Origin of the sequence: Actinokineospora pegani, from assembly GCF_009745975.1 — a bacterium.
In the GTDB taxonomy this organism is placed as follows: domain Bacteria; phylum Actinomycetota; class Actinomycetes; order Mycobacteriales; family Pseudonocardiaceae; genus Actinokineospora; species Actinokineospora pegani.
In genome coordinates this window covers 37,300-61,674 of sequence record NZ_WHOL01000054.1, presented here as the reverse complement: position 1 = coordinate 61,674, position 24,375 = coordinate 37,300, and the positions used below count along the sequence as shown (strand labels likewise).

The following is a 24,375-nucleotide window of genomic DNA, read 5'->3' as shown; positions in this document are numbered from 1 at the left end:
GGTGGAACGCCGGATGCCCCGATCGCGAGATCGGGGCATCCGGGGAAGAGCTTCAGGGCGACCGGGTCACTGGCCGCCGAAGGGACCGTTCTCCGGGAGTCGCAGGTCCGGCTTGTCCAGTTCCTCGACGTTGACGTCCTTGAAGGTGATCACCCGGACGTTCTTGACGAAGCGGGCGGGGCGGTACATGTCCCAGACCCAGGCGTCGGACATGCGGACCTCGAAATAGACCTCGCCGTCGGCGTCTCGGACCTGGACGTCCACCCCGTTGGCCAGGTAGAACCTGCGCTCTGTCTCCACGACGTAGGCGAACTGGCCCACTATGTCGCGGTACTCCCGGTAGAGCTGCAGCTCCATCTCGGTCTCGTACTTCTCGAGATCCTCCGCGCTCATCCGTTGCGCGCCCCTCCTGGTCGTGGCGTCCGATCCCCGTCGACCGGCGGGGAGACCCCATTCTGGACCACGGCGGCCGCCGCGACGCTCAGCGCCACCCGGTGTGGCGCGCGCTTGCCGTGCGCGACGCCCGAAGCGGCGACGTTGGCGAACGACCAGCGGTGCTCGTGGCTGGGGCCGTGCTCGGTCAACGCCCTGGTGTGCAGGCCCGTGCAGTAGCCCTTGTGCACGTCGAACCGGTACTCGGGCAGGTCCTCGTGCAGGCGGGCCATGATCCGGTCCCGGGTGACCTTGGCCAGCACCGACGCCGCCGCCACGCACGCCGCGGCCTGGTCGCCCTTGATCACCGGCATGCTCGGGGCGGTCAGGCCCGGCACCCGGAAGCCGTCGGTGAGGACGTAGCCGGGGTGGGTGCCCAGCCGGGCCACGGCGCGGCGCATGCCCTCGATGTTGGACACGTGCACGCCCTTGAGGTCGACCTCGGCGGTGGGCACGACGACGACGGCGTAGTCCAGCGCGCGGGCCTTGACCAGGTCGAACATCCGGTCGCGGGCGGTGGCGGTCATCAGCTTGGAGTCGGTGAGGCCGTCGAGGCGGGCCGCGTCGCCGGGGCGCAGCACGCAGGAGGCGATGACCAGTGGCCCGGCGCACGCGCCCCGGCCCGCCTCGTCCACGCCCGCGACGGGGCCGAGGCCGCGCCGGTGCAGCGCGCCCTGCAGGCCCCAGTTCCCGGTGTCGCGGCGCAGCACGGCGCGCGGCGGGCGGATCACCTCGGCGTTCACCTGGCCACCACCTCGCGCAGCCGCCGCCCCAGCCACAGCGCGGGCCACGCCGCGGCGAGCCCGACGCCGAGCGGGATGCCCTGCTGCCAGGCGGGCGCCGACAGCGCCTGCGGGTCGTGGTCGCCGACGCCCCGCCAGCGCGACGGCGGCAGGATGACCGCGCGCGCCTTGCCGATGACGTCGTCGACCGGTACCAAGCCGTTGGCGCCGCCCCCGCCCTGGGTGCGGGAGTCCCCTGAGTTGTTCCGGTTGTCACCCATCACGAACAGCATGCCCTGCGGCACCGACACCACGGGGAACTCCTCCTGGCGGGGGATGCCCTCCCAGTGCAGGTAGGGCTCGTCGAGCGGCCGGTCGTCGACGACCACCCGGTTCTGCCCGTCGCAGCAGCGCACGGTCTGCCCGCCGACGGCGACCACGCGCTTGACCACGTCGTCCTCGGTCGAGGTGGCCAGGCCGAACACCGACCCGACGTCCTGCAGCCAGCGGACCACGGTGTTCTCCGAGCGGTCGGCGGAGTGCTCCGAGTGGTTCCAGGTCGCGGGCCGGGCGAACACGACGACCTCGCCCGGCTCCGGGTCGCCGAAGGCGTAGACGACCCGGTCGACGACCACGCGGTCGCCCGTGCAGCCGGGGCAGCCGTGCAGCGTGGCCTCCATCGACTCCGACGGGATCACGTACACCCTGGCCACGAACGACTGCACCAGGAAGCTGATGACCAGCGCGACGGCCAGCAGGATCGGCAACTCGACCCAGAGGGGGAGCTTCTTCCTCCCCGTGGGCTCGTCCTCGGGGTCAGCACCGTCGGGCACCGGGGCAGCCTACCGAGGCCCCGCGGCCCGGTCGCGCACCAGCAGCCCCTTGAGCCTGCGCCCGGCCCACAGCGTCGGCCACGCCGCCGCCAGGCCGACCCCGGCCGGGATGCCCACCTGCCACGCGGGCGCCGACAGCGCCTGGGTGTGCGGGTCGTGGTCGCCGACGCCCTGCCAGCGGCCGGGCGGCAGGATGATCGACCGTGCCTTGCCGATGACGTCGTCGACGGGGACGAAGCCGTTCTCGCCGCCGCCGCCCTGGGTGCGCGAGTCGCGGGAGTTGTTGCGGTTGTCGCCCATGACGAACAACTTGCCCGCCGGGACGGTGATCGGCGCGAACGGCTCCTGCTTGTCACCGGGGAAGATGTGGTTGCGGTAGGGCTCGTCCAGCGGTTCGCCGTCGACGGTCACCCGGTCCTGGGCGTCGCAGCACTCGATGGTCTGGCCCTCGGTGGCGATGACGCGCTTGACCACGTCCTCCTCGCTCGGGGTGCCCAGGCCGAACTGCGCGCCGAGGTCCTGGAACCAGCCCAGCACCGGGTTGGCGTTGGCGTCGGAGAGACCGGTCTGGTCCCAGGTGCCGGGCCGCTCGAACACTATGACGTCGCCGGGCCGCGGGTCGCGGAAGTAGTAGACGACCCGGTCGACGAGCACCCGGTCGCCCACGCAGCCCGGACAGCCGTGCAGGGTCTTCTCCATCGACTCCGACGGGATCACGAACACCCGGGCGATGAACGACTGGATGATGATCGTGAGGACCAGCGCCAGCGCGAGCAGGATGGGCAACTCCACCCAAAAGGGTCGCTTCTTCTTCGTCTTGCCGGACGTGCGCCCCTCGGTGGGAGCGTCGATGTCCTCGGTGCCGCGTCCATCCCCCGGCGCGGCGCCGTTGTCGTCGGACAACTGTTCAGCCTTTCCTCGGTACGAGGGGGAGCAGGGCGTCCTTGGCCCGTCGGGTCAGCATCAGCACCGGCCACGCGGCCGCGAAGCCGATCCCGAGCGGGAGTTGCACCTGCCACCCCGCCGCAGACAACTGCTGCCCCGCCTGCGGGTTGTGGTCGCCCACGCCGCGCCAGCGCGACGGCGGGAGCACGATGTAGCGCACCTTGCCGATGACCTTGCCGAGGGGGACGACGCCGCGGATGCCGCCGCCGCCCTGGAAGCGGGAGTCCGAGGAGTTGGCCCGGTTGTCCCCCATGACCCACAGGGTGCCTTCGGGGACGGTAACGCGATCGAACGTCTGGCGCCCGCCGGGGCCGCCGAACTGCCAGTAGACATAGGGCTCGTCGAGGGGCTCGCCGTCGACGAGGACGCGGTCCTGGGCGTCGCAGCACTCGACGGTCTGCCCGCCCACGGCGACGACCCGCTTGACGAAGTCGCTCTCGTCCGGCGGGGCGATGCCGATGAACGAGCCGGTCTTGCGCAGCGCGCTGAGGAAGGCGTTGGACGGCTCGTCGGTCTCGACGTCGTTCTCGGTCCAGGTGTTGGGGCCCTCGAACACGATCACGTCACCGGGGGTGGGGTCGCGGAAGTCGTAGATCATCTTGTCCACGAACACGCGGTCGCCGGTGCAGCCGGGACAGCCGTGCAGCGTCTGCTCCATCGACCCCGAGGGGATGGAGTAGACGCGGCCGATGAACTGCTGGATGAGGAACGTCAGCAGCAGCGCCACACCGACCAGGACCAGGATCTCGCGCCACAGCGGCTGCCTGCGCGGCGCCCTGCGGTGCTTGCCGCGCTTGCCCCCGGGCCGCTCGCCGTCCTCGCCGTCGGCGCGGCTCTTGGGCCCGCGGACCGGCGCCACCCGCTCGGTGCCCGCGTCGGCGGAACGGCGGCGGGCGCGGCGGGGCCGCACCTCCGGCGCGTCCTCCTCGGCGGGGGCGGAGGCGGGGGCGGAGGCGGGGGCGGTGGTGCGGACGACCGCGCGGGGGCGGATGGGCTCCAGCGCGGTGCCGGGCTGGGCCGGGCGCTCGGCGCTGCGGCGCTCAGCGGAGTGGCGCGCGGGGGGCTCGGTGGCCCGGGCGGCGGAGTGGCGCGCGGGGGGCTGCTCCGCCGGGGGCTCCACGGGCTTGATCGAGCGGTGCGTGCCGGTGGTGACCGGGCGGCGCGGCGCCTTGCGCTGCGATTCGGGCGCTCCGCGCTCCGGGGCCCGGCGTTCCGCCGCCTTGGGTACGGGGGCCTTGGGCCCGGGGGACTTGGTCTCCGCGGCCGTCGGCTCGGCGGGGATCTTGGGCAGCAGGACGGTCGCCTCGGCGTCGGACTCCGGCGGGATCGGGCGCTTGCGGCGCGGGATCGGCTGGGTGAGGTGCCGGGTGGGGTCGACGTCGATCCGGGCGGCGGGCGGGGTGACCCGGCGCGGGCGCGACATCGGGACGTCGTCGAGGGACTCGGCGTCGGCCGGGATGGGCGGGATGGCCGAGGTGGTGCCCGCCGAGGTGACCGCCGCCGTGGTCGTGGCGGCGGTGGTCACCTCCGCCGAGGTGGGCGGCGGGGCCTTGGGCTTGTCCTTGGGCTTGTCCTTGGGCTTGTCCTGGGGCTTGTTCTGGGGCTTGTCCTCGGCCCGGGGCTTGGCACCGGGCTCGGGCTTCTCGACGGGGAGCATCCCCGGGTTGGAGGACAGGTCGGGGCGCAACTGCGAGTTGAAGGAGGCGTCGAAGAACGCGGGCGGCAGCGGCGCCCGGGTGCGCGAGTTGTCCTCGCCGCCCGCGGACCGGCGGACCTCTGTGGTCGGCTGGCTCTCCGGGCGCCGGGAGATCTGCTCGGTGACGTAGGCGGCCAGGCCGTTGTCCTGCTCGGCGGCACCACGGGGGGCCTGGGCGCCCGGCTGGGCCTGCGCGGGGTCGGCCCGGCGGGAGACCTGCGTGGCGGGCTGGGGGGCGTCGCTGGCGGGGCCCGGGTCAGCGCGGCGCCTGGTGGTCGGCGGGGGCTGCGCGCCCGCGGCCCGGGCGGCTTCCTCCGCCTCTCGGCGGGCGCGGCGGGTGGTGCGCTCGGAGGGCTGGTCCCCGGGCTGGTGGGCCTGCTCGGCGGAGCGGGCGGCCGACTCGGGGAACCAGGCGGAGGGCTCGTGGGCCTGCTGGGGGCGGCCAGGCGGGCGCTCCTCGGCGGGGATGCTCGGCCAGACCTCGGGGGCGCTCGCGCTCGGGTCCTCCTCGAGCGGGGCGCCGAACCAGAACTCGGGCTCGACGGGGTCGAGCGCGGGCAGCTCCGGGACCTCCGGGATGAACTCGGGGTGGTCCGCGCCGTTCCCGTTGCCCGCGGGCGACCCGTTGCCGGAGCCGTTACCGCTCGCGCTGGTCGGACGACCGTTCTCGGCCGGAAACGACTCGTGGCCGACCGCTCCGCCGCGACGGCGCTGCTCCCGATCTGCCTGGGCATCCGGGGGCGCGCTGTGCGGGGGGCGGTCGACCACGCATGTCAGGGTACGTGAGCCGGTGTGCTACCCGTGTCAGCTCACGGGCTGCGGGTCACGCTTCTCCTTGATCTTGGCGGCCTTGCCGCGCAGCTTGCGCAGGTAGTAGAGCTTGGCCCGGCGCACGTCGCCGCGCTTGGCGACCTCGATCTCGGCGATGTTCGGGGTGTGCACCGGGAAGGTGCGCTCCACGCCGACGCCGAACGACACCTTGCGCACGGTGAAGGTCTCCCGGATGCCACCGCCCTGGCGGCGGATGACCACACCCTGGAAGACCTGGACACGGGAACGGGTGCCCTCGATGACGCGAACGTGGACCTTCAGCGTGTCGCCCGGTCGAAAGGCCGGGATGTCGGAACGCAACGACTTGGCGTCCAGGGCATCCAGGGTGTTCATCGGAAGTCCGTCCTCGTCCTTGGAAACAATTCGTCCTGGCCGGGGACGGCGTCACGCCGAGCAGTCCAGCCTGGAAGGGGGCTTGCGCGCGCATCACGGGCACTGCCGGACGCGTCAACCTCGAAAGTATGTCACGCGGGTGGGCCGGAGGTGAAATCGCCCCCCGGCAAGCCCGCGAGCAACGCCTTGTCGTGCTTGTCCAGGGAGCCGTCCGGCAGCGCGGACAACAGGTCCGGGCGGCGCTCGGCGGTCCGGGTCAGCGCCTGGTCACGGCGCCAGCGGGCGATCGCGGCGTGGTTGCCCGAGCGCAGCACGTCGGGGACCGGGCGGTCGCGCCAGACCTCGGGGCGGGTGTAGCTGGGGCCCTCGAGCAGGCCGTCGGAGAACGAGTCCTCCTGGTGCGAGGCGGGGTTGCCCAGCACGCCGGGCAGCAGCCGGACCACGGCCTCGACGATCACCATGACCGCGACCTCGCCGCCGACGAGCACGTAGTCGCCGATGGAGACCTCGTCGACCCGCATCCGGGCGCCCGCGTCATCGATGACGCGCTGGTCGATGCCCTCGTACCGGCCGCAGGCGAAGACCAGGCGCTCCTCCCCCGCCAGCTCCTGGGCCAGCGCCTGGGTGAACGGGCGGCCCGCGGGGGTGGGGACGATCAGCCGGGGGGCCGGGCCCGCGCAGACCTCGTCGAGCGCCTCGCCCCAGATCTGCGGCTTCATGACCATGCCGGGGCCGCCGCCGTAGGGCGAGTCGTCGACGGCCTTGTGCACGTCGCGGGTCCAGCGGCGCAGGTCGTGCACGGCCAGCGAGATCAGGCCGCGGTCGAGCGCCCGGCCCAGCAGCGCGGCGCGCAGCGGCTCGAGGTACTCGGGGAAGATCGTGACGACGTCGAGCCTCACCGGGCGGCCGTCACAGGGATTCCAGGTCGAGCAGGCCCTCTGGGGGGTCGAGCACGATCCGGCCGCCCGCGACGTCCACCGTCGGGACGATCTCGCTGACGAACGGGACGAGGACCTCGCGGCCGTCCACGTCGAGGACCAGCAGGTCGGTGGCGGAGCCGTGGGTGATCTCGCGCACGGTGCCGACGCGGGTGCCGTCGACCAGCTCGGCGGCCAGGCCCTCGAGCTCGTGGTCGTAGAACTCGTCGGGGGACTCGGTCGGCGGCAGGTCGGCCGTGTCGGCCACCAGCACGGCCCCGCGCAGCGCCTCGGCGGCGGTGCGGTCGGGGACCTCCTCGAAGCGCACGAGCAACCGCCCGGTGTGCGACCGGACGGTTGCCACGGTGAGCGTGCGCGCGGGCGCGCCCTTCGGCCGGGCGGTCATCGTGGCGCCGAGCGCGAAGCGCTGCTCGGGCACGTCGGTGCGCGGCTCCACGGCGAGCTCGCCGTGGATGCCGTGCGCCTTGGCCACCCGGCCGATGGCGACCAGGTTCTGCTCTGACATGTGTGCTGCTAGTGGTCGGTGTCGACCACGTCGACGCGGATGCCGCGACCGCCGACCCCGGCCATCACGGTCCGCAGCGCGGTCGCGGTGCGCCCGCCGCGCCCGATGACCTTGCCCAGGTCCTCGGGGTTGACGTGCACCTCGAGCGTGCGGCCACGACGGTTCGTGACCAGCTCGACCTGGACGTCGTCCGGGTTGTCGACGATGCCCCTGACCAGGTGCTCCAGGGCGTCCGCGAGGGCGCTCACTCCGCCGCGGCCTCGGCCTCGGCGGGCTTGTCGTCCTTCTTCGGGGCCGACTTCTTCTTCGGGGTGGTGGCCTCGGTGGTGGGCTCGTCGCCCGCCGCCTTGAGCGCCGCCTCGAACAGCTCCTGCTTGCTGGCCTTGGCCTCGGCGACCTTGAGGGTGCCCTCGGCGCCCGGCAGGCCCTTGAACTTCTGCCAGTCGCCGGTGATCTTCAGCAGCGCGAGGACGGCGTCGGTCGGCTGCGCGCCGACACCCAGCCAGTGCTGGGCGCGCTCGGTGTCGACCTCGATGAGGCTCGGCTCGTTCTTCGGGTTGTAGCGGCCGATGGTCTCGATCGCCTTGCCGTCGCGACGGGTGCGCGCGTCGGCCACGATGATGCGGTAGAACGGCGCGCGGATCTTGCCCAGGCGCTGGAGCTTGATCTTGACAGCCACGGTTGCGGGTACTCCTTGAGACTCTCGGGTGAAAACGGTGCGTCCGACGCGTCCCGCGTGGGGATTCGGGTGCGGCGGTCAAAAGGTTTCGGCGTCGGGGCGCGGTGAGAGGGTCCGGCCTCGACGGACAGCCACCGATTGTGCCAGACGGCCCCGACGGGTCACCAACCGGCGGGTGGGTCAGACCGCGAAGGGGGCGATCTCGATGCCCGCGGCCGCCAGTGCGGCTCGGACGGCGCGGGCGTGGTCGACGGCCCCCGGGGTGTCGCCGTGCAGGCACAGGGAGCGCGCGCTCGTGCGCAGGACCGTGCCGTCCACCGCGACGATCTCGCCGCTCTCCGCCAGCCGCACGGCGCGGGCCACCACCGCCCCGGTGTCGGCCACGAGCGCGCCGGGCTCGCGCCGCGGGACCAGCGTGCCCTCGGGGGTGTACCCCCGGTCGGCGAAGGCCTCCTCGACGGCGGACGCCCCGGCCAGGGCCAGCAGCCGCGAGCCGGGCAGGCCGAGGACCGGCAGGTCCCCGAACGCGCGGACGCCCTCGACGACGGCGCGCGCCTGGGCCTCGTGGTGCACGGTGGCGTTGTAGAGGGCGCCGTGCGGTTTGACGTAGGAGACGCGGGTCCCGGCAGCCCTGGCGCAGGCCTCGAGCGCGCCGACCTGGTAGAGCACCTCGTCGGCCAGGTGCGCCGGGTCGACGTCGATGAACCGGCGGCCGAACCCGGCGAGGTCGCGGTAGGAGACCTGCGCGCCCACGGCCACGCCGCGCTCGGCGGCCCCGGCGCAGACCGCGCGCATGGTCGAGGCGTCGCCCGCGTGGAAGCCGCAGGCGACGTTGGCCGAGGTGACGACCGCCAGCAGGGCCGCGTCGTCGCCCAGGGTCCACGCGCCGAAGCCCTCGCCGAGGTCGGCGTTGAGGTCGAGGCTCACGCGTCCCACACGCCCATGCTGATCAGCATGACCGACAGCGCGGGCAGGAAGTTGTTGACCTGGTGGGCGACCACGCTGGCGCCGAGGCGGCCGGAGTAGAGCCGGGCCAGGCCGATGGGGATGCCGATGACCAGCAGCAGCGAGGTGCGCATCGGCTCGAGGTGGCTCACGGCGAAGATCACCGTGGTCAGCCCGAACACCGCCCACTTGCCCCACTGCAACCGCTCCAGCGAGCCCCACAGCAGGCCGCGGTACATGATCTCCTCGCACAGCGGGCCGATCAGCCACACGTAGAGGAACAGCGCGATCGCCGCGCTGACCGGCATGGCCTGCCCGTCGACCAGCGCGCCGATGGCCGAGGTGGCGTCGCCGTCGCCGACCAGCCTGCTCCAGATCGCCGCGGCGACGGTGGTCAGCACCAGGCCCGCGCAGCCGAACTTGAGGCCGATCCGCAGGTCGTCGCGGTTGTAGCTGAGCTTGAGGTCGAGCACGGGCCCGTTGCCGCGCAGCTTGGTGATCAGCAGTGCGACGCCGGTGGCCAGCAGCGGCGGGACCATGGTGCCGACGAGGACGACCGCGATCGGGTCCTCCTGCTGCGGCGAGGCCAGGCCCATGAAGGCGGCGATGACCACCGCGGAGAGCACGAACACGGCGAAGACGAGCAGGAACGCCCCGAAGCCCCAGCGGTGCGTCGGGGTGGACGCGCCGGGCTCGGCCGACGGGGCTGAAGGCTCTGGAGGCGCCGGGGGCACTGACGGGGCCGAAGGGTCATCGGACAGCGGTGCCGACACCTCTACCCCCCATCCCTCGGCTCGTCGCCACACCAGCCTAGCCCTGCCGGGCTAGCCCACCACCCGGCCGCGCAAGATGATCCGCTTCGGGGCGCGCAGCACCCGCAGGTCGGCGCGCGGGTCGGTGTCGAAGGCCAGCACGTCGGCCGGGGCGCCCTCGGTCAGGCCGGAGTGGCCCAGCCAGGACCGGGCCGCCCAGCTCCCCGCGCCGAGCGCCTGCTCGGCGCTCATGCCCGCCGCGTGCAGGGCGGCGATCTCGTCGACGATCCGGCCGTGCTTGATGCCGCCGCCGGCGTCGGTGCCCGCGTAGACCGGGACGCCCGCCTCGACGGCCTCGCGGACCATCGAGTCGACGCGGGCGTGCAGGGCGCGCATGTGCGCGGCGTAGGCGGGGTACTTGGTCGCCTTGGCCGCGATGCCGGGGAAGTTCTCGATGTTGATCACCGTGGGCACCAGCGCGGTGCCGCGCTCGGCCATCTCGGCGATGAGGTCGCTGGTCAGGCCGGTGCCGTGCTCGATGCAATCGATGCCGGAGCGGACCAGGCCGGGCAGCGCGTCCTCGCCGAACACGTGCGCGGTGACCTTCGCGCCGACCGAGTGCGCGGCGTCGATGGCCGCCTTGAGCACCTCGTCGGGCCACAGCGGGGCCAGGTCGCCGGTGCCCCGGTCGATCCAGTCGCCGACCAGCTTGACCCAGCCGTCGCCGTACTCGGCCTGCTCCAGCACGGCGGCGGGCAGGTCGGCCGGGTCCTCGATGTCGACGCCCAGGTGCGGGATGTAGCGCTTGGGGCGCGCCACGTGCCTGCCCGCGCGCACGATGCGCGGCAGGTCGAGGCGCTCCTGCAGCGGCCGCGTGTCGATCGGCGAGCCGCAGTCGCGCAGCAGCAGGGCGCCCGCGTCGCGGTCGGTCTCGGCCTGGGTGGCGGCGGTCTCCAGGTCGACCGGGCCCTCGGGTCCGATGCCGACGTGGCAGTGCGCGTCGACCAGGCCGGGGATGAGCCAGCCGCCGTCGACCACCGTCTCCGCGTTCGGCACGGGCCGGGTGCGCACCCGGCCGTTGACGATCCACAGGTCGCGTTCGACGTCCCCGCCGTCGTCGCTGGGCAGCACGACGCCGCGCAGGTGGAGCGCGGTCACTACTTGCCCTTGGGGAACTTCAGCTTCGAGGGGTCGAAGCCGGGGGGCAACTGGTTGAGGCCGGGGGGCATGGACGAGACGTCCGGGACGCCGGGGGGCATCGCGCCGCCGGGGGGGCCGAACGGGAAGCCGCCGGGCATCCCGCCGCGCACCTTGGGCGGGGTGGGGCCGCGCCCCTTGCCCTTCTTGCCCTTCTTGCCCTTGCGGTTGTTCGCCCGGTTGCCGCCCGCGCCCGGCATGCCGAAGCGGCCCGCCATCTGCTGCATCATCTTGCGGGCGTCGAAGAACCGGTTGACCAGGTCGTTGACGTCGCGGACCTCGACGCCGGAGCCCTTGGCGATGCGCAGCCTGCGCGAGGCGTTGATCATCTTGGGGTCCTGGCGCTCGGCCGGGGTCATGCCGCGGATGATCGCCTGCAGCCGGTCGATGTGCTTCTCGTCGACCTGGGCCAGGGCGTCTTTCATCTGGCCCGCGCCGGGCAGCATGCCGAGCAGGTTGGAGATCGGGCCCATCTTGCGGACCGCGAGCATCTGCTCGAGGAAGTCCTCGAGGGTCAGCTCGCCGGTGCCGATCTTGGCCGCGGCCTTCTCCGCCTGCGCCTGGTCGAAGTGCTGCTCGGCCTGCTCGATCAGGGTGAGCACGTCGCCCATGCCGAGGATGCGCGAGGCCATCCGGTCGGGGTGGAAGGCGTCGAAGTCGGCCAGGCCCTCGCCGTTGGAGGCGAACAGGATGGGCTGGCCGGTGACCTCGCGGACCGACAGCGCGGCGCCGCCCCGGGCGTCGCCGTCGAGCTTGGTCAGCACGACGCCGGTGAAGCCGACGCCGTCGCGGAAGGCCTCGGCGGTGGTGACCGCGTCCTGGCCGATCATGGCGTCGACCACGAACAGGACCTCGTCGGCGCCGATGGCGGCCTTGATGTCCGCGGCCTGGCGCATCAGCTCCTCGTCGACGCCCAGGCGGCCCGCGGTGTCGACGACGACCACGTCGTGCTGGGTGCGGCGGGCCTCGTCGATCGAGCGGCGGGCCACCTCGACCGGGTCGCCGACGCCGTTGCCCGGCTCGGGGGCGAACACGGTGACCTCGGCGCGCTGGCCGACCACCTGGAGCTGGTTGACCGCGTTGGGCCGCTGCAGGTCGCAGGCGACGAGCATCGGGGCGTGGTTCTGCCCCTTGAGCCACTTGGCGAGCTTGCCCGCCAGGGTCGTCTTGCCCGCGCCCTGCAGACCCGCGAGCATGATCACGGTCGGCGGGGTCTTGGCCAGGTTGAGCCTGCGGGTCTCGCCGCCGAGGATGGCGACGAGCTCCTCGTTGACGATCTTGACGACCTGCTGCGCCGGGTTGAGCGCCGCGGACACCTCGGCGCCCTTGGCCCGCTCCTTCACCTTGGCGATGAAGGTGCGCACCACCGGCAGCGCGACATCCGCCTCCAGCAGCGCGATGCGGATCTCGCGCGCGGTCGCATCGATGTCGGCGTCGGTGAGCCGCCCCTTGCCCCGCAGGTTCTGCAGGACGGATGTCAGGCGGTCGGAGAGGGTGTCGAACACGGGAGCGGCACTCCAAGTGGTCGGTCGGGCTGTCTCCCCAGGGTAGTCCCACTCGTCGAACAGCGGGTCGGCCGGTTGTCCAGCGGCCTGTGATCACCCTCGCCCGGCCCGTTATCCCCCGGGTGGGGCCCTACCCCTCGAAGGGCCCCGACCCGGGTTCCCGCCCGGGAGGTGTCCGCTCGACCCTCCCCGGTCTCGCGGTCCCCCTCTCCCGGCGGGCATGTGAAGTCTTGCGCGCGCGACCGCCGGGTGACAGCGGGTTGCCACCCGGGTTCGGGTGAGTAGGAGTACTCAATCCGGTCACACGCGGGACCCCTCCCGCGATACGTCGTACGACGAGGGGGGTGTCCGTGGAGCAGACGGGGACGAGCGCTCCAGCCATGCGGTGGACCGTGGTCGCGGGGCTGGTCGGGGCGTTGATCGTGGTCATCGGGTCGGGGTACCTGGGATTGCCGAAGTACTCGGCGCTGTCGGCGGCCCGCGTGGCGCTGCTGGCGGGCATCGCGATCGTGGGGGTGGCGCTGATCGGCCTCGGGAAGGGGGAGCGCGGGCCGATCCGGGAGGCGGTGGGCGGACCGGTGCTGCGCGGGGTCGGGGCCGGGGCCTTGGTGCTGACGGCGTGCCTGGTCGGGCCGGTGCTGTGGTCGGGGGTGTGGCGGTACGCGCCGCTGGTGGTGGTGCTGGCGGGGTTGGCGTGGTCGGGGATGGGGGCGGCGGCCTCGGGGCTGGGTGTGGTGGCGGGCGTGGCCGTCGCGCAGGAGGTGGCCGGGTCCGTGGCGGTCGTGCCGAGCGTGGGAGCGGCGGGAGTGGTGGTCGCGGGGGTGTGCTGCCTCTTGCGCAAGGAGCCGTCACGGGTGGCGCGGGTGGGAGTGGCCGTCGCGGGGGCCTCGGTGGTGGCGATGCTGTGGGGTGCTCCCGCGTTGTTCTCGGTGTTCGGGAGCTTTGAGCGGTTCACCGTGGACGGGGTGGACTCGTGGGAGTGGCTGGTGGTGGGGCTGGTCATCGCTGTCGCGGGGGCGGTTGTCGCGTGGCGGCAGCGGGACTGGTTCGGGGTGGGGCTGATGTCGTTGGTGCTGACGCGGTTCGCGACAGTGGCGGGTGAGACGACGGTGGCGTGCTGGGTGTTGATCGCGGCCCCAGCGGTCATCGGGGTGGTGGCGTTGACGCGCGACGGGGTCGTGCGGGCGTTGGGGGCTGTCGCGTTGGGTGTGGCGGTGATGCGGGCTGTGGCGTTCTTCGTCGGTGGGGGTCGTCTCGAGATCGCGACGGCGGGGGTGGTCTTGGGGCTGTGCGCGGTGTTCGGGGTCCTGGCGTGGCAGATGCGGGGGCGCGCGGGTGAGGTCTTCGCTGTCGCGGCGTTGATCCTGCCGACGATCGGGGTGGCGCTGGTCGCGCTGCCCGAGCCATGGCGGTCCGTCGCGCTGGTGATGGGCGCGTTGATGTTGGTCTACCGCTTGCCCACTCCGCTGGTGTGCGCGGCGGCGACGGTGCCGGTGGTGTCGGCGCTGGTGGATGTGCCGAGCCACAACGGGTGGACGGTGGTGGCGCCGTTCCTCGTGTTGGGCGCTGTCACCGCGCTGTTTGCCTTGCGCGGCAGCACAGCGGGCACAGCCGCACTGGCCGCTGTGGCCGCGCACGGTGCCGCGCGGGTGGTCGCGATGGGCGACAGCGCCGCGGTGGAACTCCTGCAACGGATCGGGTTGAGCACGGTCCGAAGGGCGCCGGGTGACGCGCGGGCGGAGGTCGCGCTCCTGGCGGTCGTGGTGCTGGCGCTGGCCTTCGCGGCCGGGTGGGCGGCGGCGACCTCGGCGAGCGGGGCGGCGGTGGCGCTGGCGCCCTTGTTCGCGTTGATGGTCGCGGTCCAGGCGCTCATGGGCTTGGTCCCGGTGGGCGTGACCGGCCAGACGGTGCTCGAGGTGGGGCTGATCATCGCGCTGATCGCGGGCGGGATCGTCGCCGCGTGGGCGCGGCTGACCATCCACGTGGCCACCGCGCGGCGGTGAACACCGGGTGGGCCCGCCCCTCGGCGGACCCACCCGGGGGATCAGCGCGCGGCGTCGAGCACGGCGACCTCGACGGCCCGCCGCCAGCCGGGCGCGGTGCCCGCGGCGAAGCAGAAGCTGTCGACGGCCGAGCCGCCCAGCGTCGCCACCCTGGCCCACAGCACGTCGACCCCGCTGCGCTCCAGCGCGTCGGCGACCAGGTGCAGCAGGCCGATGCGGTCGGCGCAGCGCAGCTCCATGACCACCGACGCGCTGTCCGGGCCGCCCGCCTCGTGGTCGAACCAGAGCACCTTGGGCTCGGGCGCGTCCTCGGCCCGGCCGCCGTAGTCGCGCTCCTTGGCGGCCAGCTTCTCCGCCAGCGGCAACGATCCCGACACCGCGCGGGCGAACTGCTCGCGCAGCAGCGCCGGGTCCGGCATCGAGCCGAAGCGGGGGGTCACCGAGAACGCGCTGATGGCCACGCCCGCGTGCGTGCCGACGGTCGCGCCGTGCACCTCCAGCGAGTTCAGCGCCAGCACGCCCGCCGCCCGCGACAGCACGCCCGGCAGGTCCTCGGCCACCAGGGTGACCGTGGCGAGCCGGTCGACGGTGTCGACGCGGATGTCCGGCTTGCCCGCGGCCGCCGCCGACTCGGCCAGCGCGAGCTGGGCCTCGTCCAGCGGCTCCGGGTCGGGCAGCGCGACGCCCGCCATCGCCAGTCGGCACTGCCCGACCAGCTCGGTGATCAACCGCGCCTTCCAGTCGGTCCACACGCCCGGCCCGGTGGCCACCGAGTCGGCCTCGGCCAGCGCGTGCAGCAGCTCCAGCAGCACCGGGTCGCCGCCGAGGGTGTCGACCACGCGGTGCACGGTCGACTCGTCGGTGACGTCGCGGCGGGTCGCGGTGTGCGGCAGCAGCAGGTGGTGGCGGACCATGGCCGAGAGCGTGGCGACGTCGGGCTCGGGCAGGCCGAGGCGGGCCCCGACCTGGGTCGCCAGCGCCGCGCCGACCACCGAGTGGTCCTGGCCGCGGCCCTTGCCCAGGTCGTGCAGCAGCGCGCCGATGAGCAGCAGGTCGGGCCGGGAGACCGAGGTGACCAGCCGGGCGGCGTGCGCGGTGGCCCGCACCAGGTGCCGGTCGACGGTCCAGGCGTGCGCGGCGTCGCGCGGCGGCAGGTCGCGCACCGCGCCCCACTCGGGGAACAGCCGCGCCCACAGGCCGGTGCGGTCCAGCGCTTCGACGACGTCGGTGAGCCCCTCCCCCGAGCCCAGCAGGGCTACGAGGTCCTGGCGCACCTCGGCGGGCCACGGCGCGCGCGGCTCCGGGGCGGACTCCCCCAGCCTGGTCAGCGCGGACGGGGCGATCGGGTGCCCGGTGCGGCCCGCGGCGGCGGCGACCCGCAGCAGCAGGCCGGGGTCCCTGCCCGGGTCGGCGTCGCGGGCCAGGGCGACCTCGGCGCCGTGCAGCACCACGCCCTCGTCCAGCGGCCGCCGCTCCGGAGCCCGGCGCAGCACGCCGAGGATCTTGCGGGCCGGGGTGGTCGCGCCGGTGGCGCGCAGCGCGACGTCGAGGGCGTAGGCGATCGAGCGGCCCGCGCCGGACAGCGCGCGGGCCAGGGCGAACCGGTCGGCCAGGCCCAGCGCGCCCGCGATCTCGTCGCCGTCCTGCGGGCGCAGCACGTCGCGCGGGCGGCGGGCGACGCGCCGCAGCTCGGTGCGGGTGTCCAGGAGCAGGGTGTGCGCGGCCCGCACCTCCTGGCCGGGCCGGTCGATGAGCTGGGCCAGCGCCAGCGCGTCGAGGATGGCCAGGTCGCGCAGCCCGCCGCGGCCGTGCTTGAGGTCCGGCTCGACCCAGTGCGCCACCTCCCCGGAGCGGGCCCAGCGCTGCCGCACCGACTCGCTGAGCCCGCCGAGGCGCTTGCGCACCCCGGTCCGCCACTGCTCGCGGGCGGCGGTGGCCAGCCGGACGGTGACCTCGGCGTCCCCGGCCATGTGCCGGGCGTCGAGCAGGCCGAGCGCGGTCCGCAGGTCGTGCGAGGCCACGTCGAGCGCCTCCCCGACGGTGCGGACCGAGTGGTCGAGGCCGACCCCGGAGTTCCACAGCGGGTACCAGAGCCGCTCGGCGACCGCCTCGACCGACTTGCGCCCGTCGTGCACCAGGACCAGGTCGAGGTCGGAGAAGGGCACCAGCTCCCGCCTGCCCAGGCCGCCGACCGCCAGCAGCGCGACCCCCTCGCCGCGGCCGCCGACCCCGGCCTGCGCGGCGTGCGCGGTCAGCCAGAACTCGTGCAGGTCGGCGAGCGCCTCGCGCAGCGCGGACGGCCCGAGGCGGTGTCCCGACGGGCCCGCGGACCTGGTCCCCGCGCCCGCGCCGAGGAGCCGGTCGCGGGCGCGGACCAGGTCCGCCGCCGTCGGGGTGGAACTCGCGGGCGTCGTCCCGCGCTCCCCCTGTGCCATCTGCCTAGATCGCGTCCGTGCCGCGCTCCCCGGTGCGGACCCGGACCACGGTCTCCACGGGGGTCACCCAGACCTTGCCGTCGCCGATCTTGCCGGTGCGGGCGGCCTCGACGACCGCCTCGACGACCTTGTCGCCCATCGTGTCGTCGACGAGCACCTCGACGCGCACCTTGGGGACGAAGTCGACCGAGTACTCCGCACCCCGGTAGACCTCGGTGTGGCCCTTCTGCCGACCGAAGCCCTGCACCTCGCTGACCGTCATGCCCAGCACGCCGACCTGCTCCAGCGCGGCCTTCACGTCGTCGAGGGTGAACGGCTTGATGATCGCGGTGATCAGCTTCATGGCGCTCAGCCTTCCTTACCGGAGTTGGCGGCCACCTTGCTGGCCAGCACGTCGGCGCTCTTGGCGATCGAGGAGCCGCCGCCGCTGCGCAGGCTGGAGAACTCGTAGGCGCTCTCCGCGTGCTCGGACTCGTCGATGCCGGTGACCTCGGCCTCCTCGGAGGCGCGCAGGCCGATGGTCTTGTTGATGACCCAGCCGATGATGTAGGTGAGCACGAACGAGTAGGCCATGACCACGACCGCGGCCAGCGCCTGCTTGCCCAGCAGCCCGATGCCGCCGCCGTAGAACAGGCCGTTGGCGCCCGCGGAGTTGACCGAGTCGGTGGCCAGGAAGCCGATCAGCAGGGTGCCGATGAGCCCGCCGACGAGGTGGACGCCCACGACGTCGAGCGAGTCGTCGAAGCCCAGCTTGTACTTGAGGCTGACCGCGAGGGCGCAGACCGCGCCCGCGATGACGCCGATGGCCAGCGCGCCGAGCGGGTTGACGAACCCGGCGGCCGGGGTGATGGCGACCAGACCGGCGATCGCGCCGGAGGCGGCGCCGAGGGTGGTGGGCTTGCCGTCGCGGACCTGCTCGACGATCAGCCAGCCCAGGATCGCGGCGGCGGTGGCGACCGTCGTCGTCAGGAACGCGACGCCCGCCAGCTCACCGGCGGAGACGGCCGAGCCCGCGTTGAAGCCGTACCAGCCGAACCACAGCAGACCGGCGCCCAGCAGGACGAAGGGCAGGTTGTGCGGGCGCATCGACTCGCGCGGCCAGCCCTTGCGCTTGCCCAGCACCAGGCAGAGGGCCAGGCCCGCCGCACCGGCGTTGATGTGCACCGCGGTGCCGCCCGCGAAGTCCAGCGCGCCCAGCTTGTTGGCGATCCAGCCGCCGACGAAGTCCGCGCCGGTGGAGCCGTCGAAGTTGAACACCCAGTGCGCGACGGGGAAGTACACGATCGTCGCCCACACCGCGACGAAGACGGTCCAGCCCCAGAACTTGGCGCGGTCGGCGATCGCGCCGGAGATCAGCGCGGCGGTGATGATGGCGAACATCATCTGGAACACCACGAACACCGTCGCGGGCAGCGTGCCGACGAGGGCGGTCTCACCGAGCAGGTTCGCCCCGCCCAGGAAGTCGCCGCCGCCGAGCAGACCCCCGCCGACGTCGTTGCCGAAGGCGAGGCTGTACCCGTAGAGCACCCACAACACACTGACCACAGCCAGGGAAATGAAGCTCATCATGAGCATGTTGAGCACGCTCTTCGCGCGCACCATGCCTCCGTAGAAGAAGGCGAGGCCGGGCGTCATGAGCATGACGAGCGCCGCGCTCGCCAGCACCCAGGCTGTATCTCCTGACTCCACTTTGTCCTCCCGTGAACTCTCGATTGCGGGAAGCATCGAGGTGCGCTGTTTCACCAACGGACGCGCGAGGTTTCACAACCGTGAACTCACCTCCAGGTCGTGTTACGTCCAGGTTTCTCGTTCCCGCCGAGTTCACCCCGCTACGGTCCCGGGCCTGTAACGTGACCCGCCGATGCTTGACGCGCGCACGGTCTACCGAATCCTGGACACCCGCCTGCCCTCCCACGCGGGCTCGTCAACGTCCGGCCTGGTGGGGACACCTGTGGCTGAGCTGCTGTCGCCACCGGAACTCTTGGCCCGCATTCGCGTTTCGTCCCGCATGTACGGAACGAGCGACCGCCGGGTGCTCGGCACGCTCTGGTGGTACTCCGCCAGCTCGGTGTTGTTGGCCCCGACCGTGGAGTCACTGGTCGTAACCACCACCGCCCTCGATCCCGCCCGCGTCACGGTGTTCATCCACCCGGACGGGCGGATGTTGGCCGCCCGTTCGGACGCGGTGTGTTCGGACGCCGGTGTCGCTCTGCGGTCGTCGATCGACTCGTTCGCCTCGGTCTTGGGGGAGCTGTTGGGGGTCTCGGAACGCGTTTTCTGGGCGCTGGCGGCTGATTCGCTGGCGAATCGGGTGTTGTGGGCGGGTGGGACGCCGGAATTCGCGGTCACTCTGGCGGGCGAGATCGGAGAGTCACTGCCTGTGCCGCGGTTTGTTTCAGCCGGAGGTCGGGATGTGGTGCGGCGTGGGTCGTGCTGCCTTATTTATGAGACGCGCGGGGCGGGCAAGTGCGTGTCGTGCCCTCGGCAGGAGCCGGAGGAACGCGCGGCCCGCCTGCGCGAGGTGTTCGGCTAGCCGATCAACGGGCCGCCGCGGGGGCGGTGGTGCGGTGGGGGCTTTCAACGATGGTGGCGCCTTGGAGGCCGCGGAGGAGGTAGTAGGCGAGGGTCCAGGAGAGGTCTGAGTCGGGATAGGGGCGGTGGACGGGGCGCAGGGCTCGTGGGGTCCGGTCCGGGCCGGGGGCGAAGAGGCCGCCGCGGATGCCGGTGATGGGAGCGGAGCGGACGCGGATGACGGCTGCGCGGTTGCGGAGGGCGGGGCAGAGGCGGGGCGGGAGGGCGGCGCAGGGGGCGCAGATCGGCGGTTCGTAGACGGCGGCCTGGTTGGGCCAGCCGGGCCAGTCGGTGCGGTTGTCCTGGAGGAGCCAGAGGATGCCGTCGTCGTCCTGGTCGGCTGGGGCGGCGCAGATCTGGCAGAGGAGGTTGGCCATGGCATGGCGCTGGCGGGTGCTGTGCATGGTGCCGAAGACGGGTTTGCCCTGGCCTCGGGCGTGGTGGGCGCGCTTCCAGAGGACGCCGTGCGGATCTCGGTCGTCCGGGGTCTCGTTGGGGTAGGCGATGCCGGAGCCGTAGGCGAGCTGGATGACCGGGGTCGGGTGCGCCAGCTCTTCGGACCAGGCGGTGACGTACGGGATGTGTTCGGTGGCGGTGCTGGACACGGGCAGCCTTTCATCTATATAGAACCTGGCCATCATTGGAGCGCGCTTCGACCCCTGGGACAACTTGGTTCTATATAGACGTTGCTAACGCGAATGATCAGCCGGTGGTGAGCCGGTACTCCAGGACGTAGGAGCCCGCGTCCAGGACCATCTCGTTGACCTCGACCGGGCGGTTGTCGGCCGTGTAGGCGGTACGGACGATCGCGGTGACCGCCGTGCCCTGGGCCAGCTCCAGATCGGCCTTCTCGGCGGCGCTGGGCATCCGGGACCGCAGTTCCTCGCGGAAGCGGACGGGCCCGTGACCCAGGTCCGCCAGGCGGGAGTACACGCCACCAGGACCGGGGTCGTGCTGCTCGACGGCGGTGCCGCGCACGAGGTCGACAGGGAAGTACGAGGTGGACAACTGGATCTTGTTGTTGTCGATGGCGTAGGAACGCCGCCGCACGAGGACGTCGGCGGGGTGGTCGAGGACCAGGCCGTGGGCGATGCGCTCGGGCGCCGGTTCGACGCCGACGGTGAGGTCGCGGACCTCGACCTTGCGCTCTTGCTCGTCGAAGGACCAGATCGACTCGCGGGAAGTCCACGCGCGCAAGCGGTCCGGCGCGATCCTGCGGATCGGCTTGAACTCGCGGACGAAGGTGCCCGAGCCACGACGGGCCACGATCAGGCCCTCGTTCTTGAGCACTTCCAGCCCACGTCGCGCCGTCAGGTGGGCAACCCCGTACTCGGCGACCAGCTCGTTCTCCCCGGGCACCTTCGTCCCGGGCGCCAACTCACCCGAGGCGATCCGCGCTCTCAGGTCGTCCGCGATCTGCTTGTGGCCACCGGGCTTACCGGCGCTCGTCCCGCCTGACAGGGTCCGCTCCTCGATCCGACTTCTGCGATGAGTCAGGCTACCTCTGCGAAGCGGCGGACGAAGTCCGAGCGGCCCGTCTCCGTCATCGCGCCCCACAGCCGCAGCCGGGCCATGCCGCCGTCGGGGTAGATGTCCAGGCGGGCGTGGGTGGCCTCGGGGGCGTCGACGGGGAAGCGGTGGCGGGTGTCGGGTTGGAGGCGGACCCGGTCCAGGACGGGGGTCCAGGTGGTCCCGTCCGCGGTGACCGACAGGGTGGCCCGGCCGGGGGCGTTGCCCTTGAAGTGGGTGGTGTCCAGCTCGGCGAGGCGGAGGGTGCCGGGGGCGGCCAGGCGGACGACCACCCAGTCGTTGCCGTCGTCCCTGCGGCGGGAGGTCTCCCAGCCCTCGCCCATGACCTGGGCGTTGCCGGGGGAGATCAGGTTGGTGGGGACGGAGTAGAACATGTTGCTGCATGAGTCGATGGCGGCGCCGTTCTCCAGGGCGGCCAGGTCCAGGGCCGAGAGGTCGAGCAGGGCCGGGTCGGGGACGGGGGCGCCGTGGACGCGGAGGCGGGCCACGCCGCCGTCGGGGTGGATCTCCAGTTTGAGGTGGGTGAAGCGGCGGTCGGAGGCGACGTCGAAGGGGTTGCGGGTGTCGCCGTTGAGGGGGCTGCGGGGGACGATCTGCTGCCAGTCGGCGGTGCGCAGCTCGTCGGTGCTGGGGTAGCCCTCGACGGCCAGCGCCCACACGGTGCACTCGGGTGGGTAGTTGCCGGTGAAGAAGGCGGTGTCGACGACCACGCCCGAGATCACGCCGGGCAGCCCCAGCCGCAGCACCGCCTCGTCGGAGCCGGGGGCGCGGCGGCGGCGGGTCTCCCAGCCGTCGTAGACCTGGCCCTTGTGGCCGAAGGTCGCCGCGTGGAAGACCGGGGCGGCGGGGGTGATGAGGTTCTCGCGCTCGGCGAAGGTCTCGTCGTTGGCCCACAGCACCGAGCCGCCGAAGCGGCGGGAGGCCAGGTCGGGCTGGGTGACCCAGGCGCGCTCGTCGGTCATGCCGTTCCCCTTTCCAGCAGGACGCCCCGGGGGTCGCCCGCGACGGGTGTGCCGCGCAGCCACGTCGAGCGGACGACGCCGCGCAGCTTCCTGCCGTGGTACGGGGTGACCGGGTTCCGGTGGTGCAGTCGCCGCGCGTCGACGTCGAACAACTCATCCGGGGCGAACACGGCGAAGTCGGCGTCGAAGCCGGGGGCGATCGTCCCCTTGTGCCGCAACCCGACCAGCCGGGCCGGGCCGGAGGCCATCCACGACACCACCTCGGGCAGCCCGATCCCCCGCTCGACGGCCCCGGTCCACACCGCGGGCAGCCCGAGCTGCACGCTCGACACCCCGCCCCACGCCTCGCCGAAGTCCCCGTTGTCAAGACGCTTGAGCTCGGGCGTGCACGGCGAGTGGTCGCTGACGACCACATCGATGACACCCTCGCGCAACGCCTGCCACAGCGCCTCGCGGTTGTCCGCCTCGCGGATCGGCGGGCAGCACTTGAACTGCGTGGCCCCGTCCGGGACCTCCTCGGAGGCGAAGGTCAGGTAGTGCGGGCAGGTCTCCACGGTCAACCGGATCCCGTCCGCTTTGGCGGCGACCACCAGCGGCAGCGCGTCCGACGACGACAGGTGCACGATGTGCGCGCGGGCGCCGGTCGCCGCCGCGGCGGCGATCACGGCGGCGATGGCGGAGTCCTCGGCCGACCGGGGCCGCGAGGCCAGGAAGCCCGCGTAGTCGCGGCCGTGCGGGGCCGGTTCGACGATCTCGCCGTCCTCGGCGTGCGCGATGAGCAGCGCGTCCAGTTCGGCGGTCCGGCGCAGGTGCTCGGCCAGTTCGCCGGAGGACAGGTGCCCGAACTCCGCCACACCGGAGTCGAGCAGGAAGCACTTGAACCCGAACACCCCGGCCTCGTGCAGGGCGGCCAGGTCCGGCACGTTCCCCGGCACCGCGCCGCCCCAGAACCCGACGTCGACGTGCGCCCGACCGCGCGCCGCCCGCTGCTTCACCCGCAGCGCGGCCAGGTCGACCGTCGGCGGGATGCTGTTGAGCGGCATGTCGAGGATCGTGGTGATCCCCCCGGCCGCCGCCGCGCGGGTGGCGGTCGGAAAGCCCTCCCACTCGGCGCGGCCGGGGTCGTTGACGTGGACGTGCGTGTCGACCAGGCCGGGCAGCAGCACCTCGTCGTCCGCGATCGCGACCACCTCGGCCCCCGCGGCGTCGGCGTCGAACGCTTGCACAGCCGTGATCCGCCCCTCGGCCACCCGGACCGACACCGCGCGCTCGGCACCGTCGACAACCGCGCGCCGGGCGCGGAACAGCAGCGGGCTCACCGCGGCTCCCGGTCGACGAGTGCGGTGAGGCCGTCCATGTCCAGTCCACAGTGGTCAGCCACCTCAGCGGCGGTCAGCGCCCCGCAGTCGACCGAACGCCGCAGCGACAACGCCAGCGCGGCGGCAGTGGCGGGCTCGTCGAGCACCGCGCTGCCGCTGCCGCGCGCCACGTACGCGGCGAGCCGTCGACCGTCGGCGGCGGCCGAGGACAGGTGGTGGGCGTAGACGGCGGCGTAGCGGGTCACCAACTGCGCCGGGTGCAGGTCCCAGCCCTGGAAGAACCCGTGCCGCAGCGACCGGCGCACCAGGTCGTGGTGCGCGCGCCAGTTCCCGTGGACGGTCTCGCGCGACCCGACGGGCAGCCGGTTCGACGACCCGTCCGACAGCCGCACCCCGGTCCCGGCCGACCCGACCTGCATGGCGTGCCGGGCGAAGTCGCATGCGGCGTGCGCGAGGTGCTGCTCGCCCGCGCCGAGGCCGCAGGCGGCGGTGTAGTCGTAGGTGCCGAAGTGCAGCCCGGTCACCCGGCCCGCCCCGGCGGTGATCAGCCGGGGCACGGTGAAGCGGCCCTCGGCGTCGATGACGGCCTGGGTGGTCTCGATCTGCACCTCGAACCGCAGCGTGCGGGCGTCGAGGCCGAGCGCGGCCTCCAGCAGCGCCAGCACGGTGACCAGCGCCTCGACCTGCTCGGGCGCGGTGACCTTGGGGAACGTCAGCGCGAAGCCGGGCGGGGGTCCCCCGGCGGCGGTCAGCACCAGGTCGAGCGTGCGCAACCCCCGGCCGAGCAGGGCCGGGGTGTCGAAGGACTTCACCCGGATGCCCGCGCTGGCCAACCCCCACGCCCGCACCAGGTCGGCGGCGCGCAGCGCGTCGGCGTCCTCCACCTCGTCGGCGCGGGTGCCGTAGCCGTCCTCGAAGTCGACGCGCAGGTCCTCGACCGGTTCGGTGGCCAGCTTGGCGCGCACCCGGGTGAAGACCGGCTCGGCGAGCTCGTCGGGCAGGTCCAGCACCGAGGCCAGCACACCCGGCGTGGGGGCGTGCTCGTCCAGTGCCGCAAGCGCTTCCGCGCCCCAGGCGGCGGGCGTCCCCGCGTCGACCCCGTCCGCGGGGACGTAACAGGTGTGCACGGGCTGGCGGGTCCCCGGGTCGCCCGGGTAGCGGGCGGCCCGCGCGGCGTCGACGGCGACCAGGCCGGAGGTGGCGGCGGCGAGCCGCGCGGGGTCGAGGCTCAGCCGCGCCATG

The 24,375-nt window shown here is 73.3% G+C and carries 24 protein-coding genes; 2 read left to right on the top strand and 22 right to left on the bottom strand.

Going from position 1 to position 24,375, the window contains the following annotated elements:
- Nucleotides 1-66: 66 nt before the first annotated feature.
- The 14 genes from GCL84_RS05630 to ffh all read right to left on the bottom strand — a co-directional run bounded on the left by GCL84_RS05630 (nucleotide 67) and on the right by ffh (nucleotide 12,313).
- Complete coding sequence (locus tag GCL84_RS05630) at nucleotides 67-393, bottom strand: DUF2469 domain-containing protein (protein WP_156754279.1); 327 nt, start codon at nucleotides 391-393, stop codon at nucleotides 67-69.
- Nucleotides 390-1,175 (bottom strand): ribonuclease HII, encoded by a 786-nt coding sequence (locus GCL84_RS05625; protein WP_156754278.1) that lies wholly within the window; start codon nucleotides 1,173-1,175, stop codon nucleotides 390-392. Before GCL84_RS05625 ends, GCL84_RS05630 begins: the two co-directional genes overlap by 4 nt.
- Complete coding sequence (gene lepB / locus GCL84_RS05620; RefSeq protein ID WP_156754277.1) at nucleotides 1,172-1,987, bottom strand: signal peptidase I; 816 nt, start codon at nucleotides 1,985-1,987, stop codon at nucleotides 1,172-1,174. Before lepB (GCL84_RS05620) ends, GCL84_RS05625 begins: the two co-directional genes overlap by 4 nt.
- A 9-nt stretch (nucleotides 1,988-1,996) precedes the next feature.
- A complete protein-coding gene (gene lepB, locus GCL84_RS05615; RefSeq protein WP_156754276.1) occupies nucleotides 1,997-2,890 on the bottom strand; it encodes a signal peptidase I in 894 nt (297 codons plus the stop codon).
- 4 nt (nucleotides 2,891-2,894) lie between these two features.
- On the bottom strand, nucleotides 2,895-3,842 hold the full coding sequence (lepB, locus tag GCL84_RS29835) for a signal peptidase I (RefSeq protein ID WP_407924368.1): 948 nt from the start codon (nucleotides 3,840-3,842) through the stop codon (nucleotides 2,895-2,897).
- 1,590 nt (nucleotides 3,843-5,432) lie between these two features.
- Nucleotides 5,433-5,792 (bottom strand): 50S ribosomal protein L19, encoded by a 360-nt coding sequence (gene rplS, locus GCL84_RS05605; protein WP_156754275.1) that lies wholly within the window; start codon nucleotides 5,790-5,792, stop codon nucleotides 5,433-5,435.
- Nucleotides 5,793-5,923: 131 nt separating this feature from the next.
- On the bottom strand, nucleotides 5,924-6,691 hold the full coding sequence (trmD, locus tag GCL84_RS05600) for a tRNA (guanosine(37)-N1)-methyltransferase TrmD (protein ID WP_156754274.1): 768 nt from the start codon (nucleotides 6,689-6,691) through the stop codon (nucleotides 5,924-5,926).
- 10 nt (nucleotides 6,692-6,701) lie between these two features.
- Nucleotides 6,702-7,235: a ribosome maturation factor RimM gene (gene rimM / locus GCL84_RS05595; RefSeq protein ID WP_156754273.1), complete on the bottom strand. Its 534-nt coding sequence runs from the start codon at nucleotides 7,233-7,235 to the stop codon at nucleotides 6,702-6,704.
- 8 nt (nucleotides 7,236-7,243) lie between these two features.
- Nucleotides 7,244-7,483, bottom strand: coding sequence for an RNA-binding protein (locus GCL84_RS05590; RefSeq protein ID WP_035280809.1), 240 nt, complete (start codon nucleotides 7,481-7,483; stop codon nucleotides 7,244-7,246).
- Nucleotides 7,480-7,914 (bottom strand): 30S ribosomal protein S16, encoded by a 435-nt coding sequence (rpsP, locus tag GCL84_RS05585; protein WP_156754272.1) that lies wholly within the window; start codon nucleotides 7,912-7,914, stop codon nucleotides 7,480-7,482. Before rpsP ends, GCL84_RS05590 begins: the two co-directional genes overlap by 4 nt.
- Nucleotides 7,915-8,094: 180 nt before the next feature.
- Entirely contained in the window at nucleotides 8,095-8,841 is a 747-nt protein-coding gene (locus tag GCL84_RS05580) for a LamB/YcsF family protein (RefSeq protein WP_156754304.1), read from the bottom strand.
- Nucleotides 8,838-9,593 carry a CPBP family intramembrane glutamic endopeptidase gene (locus tag GCL84_RS05575; protein WP_235926012.1) on the bottom strand — a complete coding sequence of 252 codons (756 nt, stop codon included), beginning with the start codon at nucleotides 9,591-9,593 and terminating at the stop codon, nucleotides 8,838-8,840. The genes GCL84_RS05580 and GCL84_RS05575 overlap by 4 nt, the downstream gene beginning before the upstream one ends.
- 90 nt (nucleotides 9,594-9,683) lie before the next feature.
- Complete coding sequence (locus GCL84_RS05570) at nucleotides 9,684-10,769, bottom strand: amidohydrolase family protein (RefSeq protein ID WP_156754271.1); 1,086 nt, start codon at nucleotides 10,767-10,769, stop codon at nucleotides 9,684-9,686.
- On the bottom strand, nucleotides 10,769-12,313 hold the full coding sequence (gene ffh / locus GCL84_RS05565) for a signal recognition particle protein (RefSeq protein ID WP_156754270.1): 1,545 nt from the start codon (nucleotides 12,311-12,313) through the stop codon (nucleotides 10,769-10,771). Before ffh ends, GCL84_RS05570 begins: the two co-directional genes overlap by 1 nt.
- Before the next feature lie 380 nt (nucleotides 12,314-12,693).
- Here ffh and GCL84_RS05560 point away from each other — a divergent pair, with 380 nt between their 5' ends.
- Nucleotides 12,694-14,316 carry a hypothetical protein gene (locus GCL84_RS05560; protein WP_156754269.1) on the top strand — a complete coding sequence of 541 codons (1,623 nt, stop codon included), beginning with the start codon at nucleotides 12,694-12,696 and terminating at the stop codon, nucleotides 14,314-14,316.
- A gap of 41 nt (nucleotides 14,317-14,357) precedes the next feature.
- On the opposite strand, the gene GCL84_RS05555 is transcribed toward GCL84_RS05560, so the two are convergent.
- The 3 genes from GCL84_RS05555 to GCL84_RS05545 are packed head-to-tail and all read right to left on the bottom strand — an operon-like array spanning nucleotide 14,358 to nucleotide 18,392.
- A complete protein-coding gene (locus GCL84_RS05555) occupies nucleotides 14,358-16,751 on the bottom strand; it encodes a [protein-PII] uridylyltransferase (protein WP_156754268.1) in 2,394 nt (797 codons plus the stop codon).
- Nucleotides 16,752-16,755: 4 nt separating this feature from the next.
- Nucleotides 16,756-17,094, bottom strand: a complete 339-nt coding sequence (locus tag GCL84_RS05550) for a P-II family nitrogen regulator (protein WP_156754267.1) — start codon at nucleotides 17,092-17,094, stop codon at nucleotides 16,756-16,758.
- Nucleotides 17,095-17,099: 5 nt separating this feature from the next.
- Entirely contained in the window at nucleotides 17,100-18,392 is a 1,293-nt protein-coding gene (locus tag GCL84_RS05545; RefSeq protein ID WP_407924367.1) for an ammonium transporter, read from the bottom strand.
- A 310-nt stretch (nucleotides 18,393-18,702) separates the two neighbouring features.
- On the opposite strand from GCL84_RS05545, the gene GCL84_RS05540 reads away from it, so the two are divergent.
- The gene (locus GCL84_RS05540) at nucleotides 18,703-19,284 is read left to right on the top strand and encodes a (2Fe-2S)-binding protein (RefSeq protein WP_235926011.1); all 582 of its coding nucleotides are present in this window, start codon (nucleotides 18,703-18,705) and stop codon (nucleotides 19,282-19,284) included.
- A 4-nt stretch (nucleotides 19,285-19,288) separates the two neighbouring features.
- Here GCL84_RS05540 and GCL84_RS05535 read toward each other — a convergent pair whose 3' ends face one another.
- The 5 genes from GCL84_RS05535 to GCL84_RS05515 form a co-directional block, all read right to left on the bottom strand.
- A complete protein-coding gene (locus GCL84_RS05535) occupies nucleotides 19,289-19,927 on the bottom strand; it encodes a hypothetical protein (RefSeq protein ID WP_156754264.1) in 639 nt (212 codons plus the stop codon).
- Nucleotides 19,928-20,024: 97 nt separating this feature from the next.
- Complete coding sequence (locus GCL84_RS05530; RefSeq protein WP_268891326.1) at nucleotides 20,025-20,738, bottom strand: GntR family transcriptional regulator; 714 nt, start codon at nucleotides 20,736-20,738, stop codon at nucleotides 20,025-20,027.
- A gap of 77 nt (nucleotides 20,739-20,815) precedes the next feature.
- Nucleotides 20,816-21,814 carry an allantoicase gene (gene alc, locus GCL84_RS05525; protein WP_156754263.1) on the bottom strand — a complete coding sequence of 333 codons (999 nt, stop codon included), beginning with the start codon at nucleotides 21,812-21,814 and terminating at the stop codon, nucleotides 20,816-20,818.
- Nucleotides 21,811-23,133, bottom strand: a complete 1,323-nt coding sequence (gene allB / locus GCL84_RS05520; RefSeq protein WP_407924366.1) for an allantoinase AllB — start codon at nucleotides 23,131-23,133, stop codon at nucleotides 21,811-21,813. Before allB ends, alc begins: the two co-directional genes overlap by 4 nt.
- Nucleotides 23,130-24,374, bottom strand: coding sequence for a DUF6986 family protein (locus GCL84_RS05515; protein WP_156754262.1), 1,245 nt, complete (start codon nucleotides 24,372-24,374; stop codon nucleotides 23,130-23,132). Before GCL84_RS05515 ends, allB begins: the two co-directional genes overlap by 4 nt.
- Between the last annotated feature and the right edge of the window lies 1 nt (nucleotide 24,375).

Bases quoted from the DNA above. Each gene is read 5' to 3' on its own strand.
- GCL84_RS05630 (WP_156754279.1), bottom strand. From the start codon at position 393: ATGAGCGCGGAGGATCTCGAGAAGTACGAGACCGAGATGGAGCTGCAG.
- rplS (WP_156754275.1), bottom strand. From the start codon at position 5,792: ATGAACACCCTGGATGCCCTGGACGCCAAGTCGTTGCGTTCCGACATC.
- rimM (WP_156754273.1), bottom strand. From the start codon at position 7,235: ATGTCAGAGCAGAACCTGGTCGCCATCGGCCGGGTGGCCAAGGCGCAC.
- GCL84_RS05560 (WP_156754269.1), top strand. From the start codon at position 12,694: ATGCGGTGGACCGTGGTCGCGGGGCTGGTCGGGGCGTTGATCGTGGTC.
- GCL84_RS05555 (WP_156754268.1), bottom strand. From the start codon at position 16,751: ATGGCACAGGGGGAGCGCGGGACGACGCCCGCGAGTTCCACCCCGACG.
- GCL84_RS05550 (WP_156754267.1), bottom strand. From the start codon at position 17,094: ATGAAGCTGATCACCGCGATCATCAAGCCGTTCACCCTCGACGACGTG.
- GCL84_RS05545 (WP_407924367.1), bottom strand. From the start codon at position 18,392: ATGCTCATGACGCCCGGCCTCGCCTTCTTCTACGGAGGCATGGTGCGC.
- alc (WP_156754263.1), bottom strand. From the start codon at position 21,814: ATGACCGACGAGCGCGCCTGGGTCACCCAGCCCGACCTGGCCTCCCGC.
- GCL84_RS05515 (WP_156754262.1), bottom strand. From the start codon at position 24,374: ATGGCGCGGCTGAGCCTCGACCCCGCGCGGCTCGCCGCCGCCACCTCC.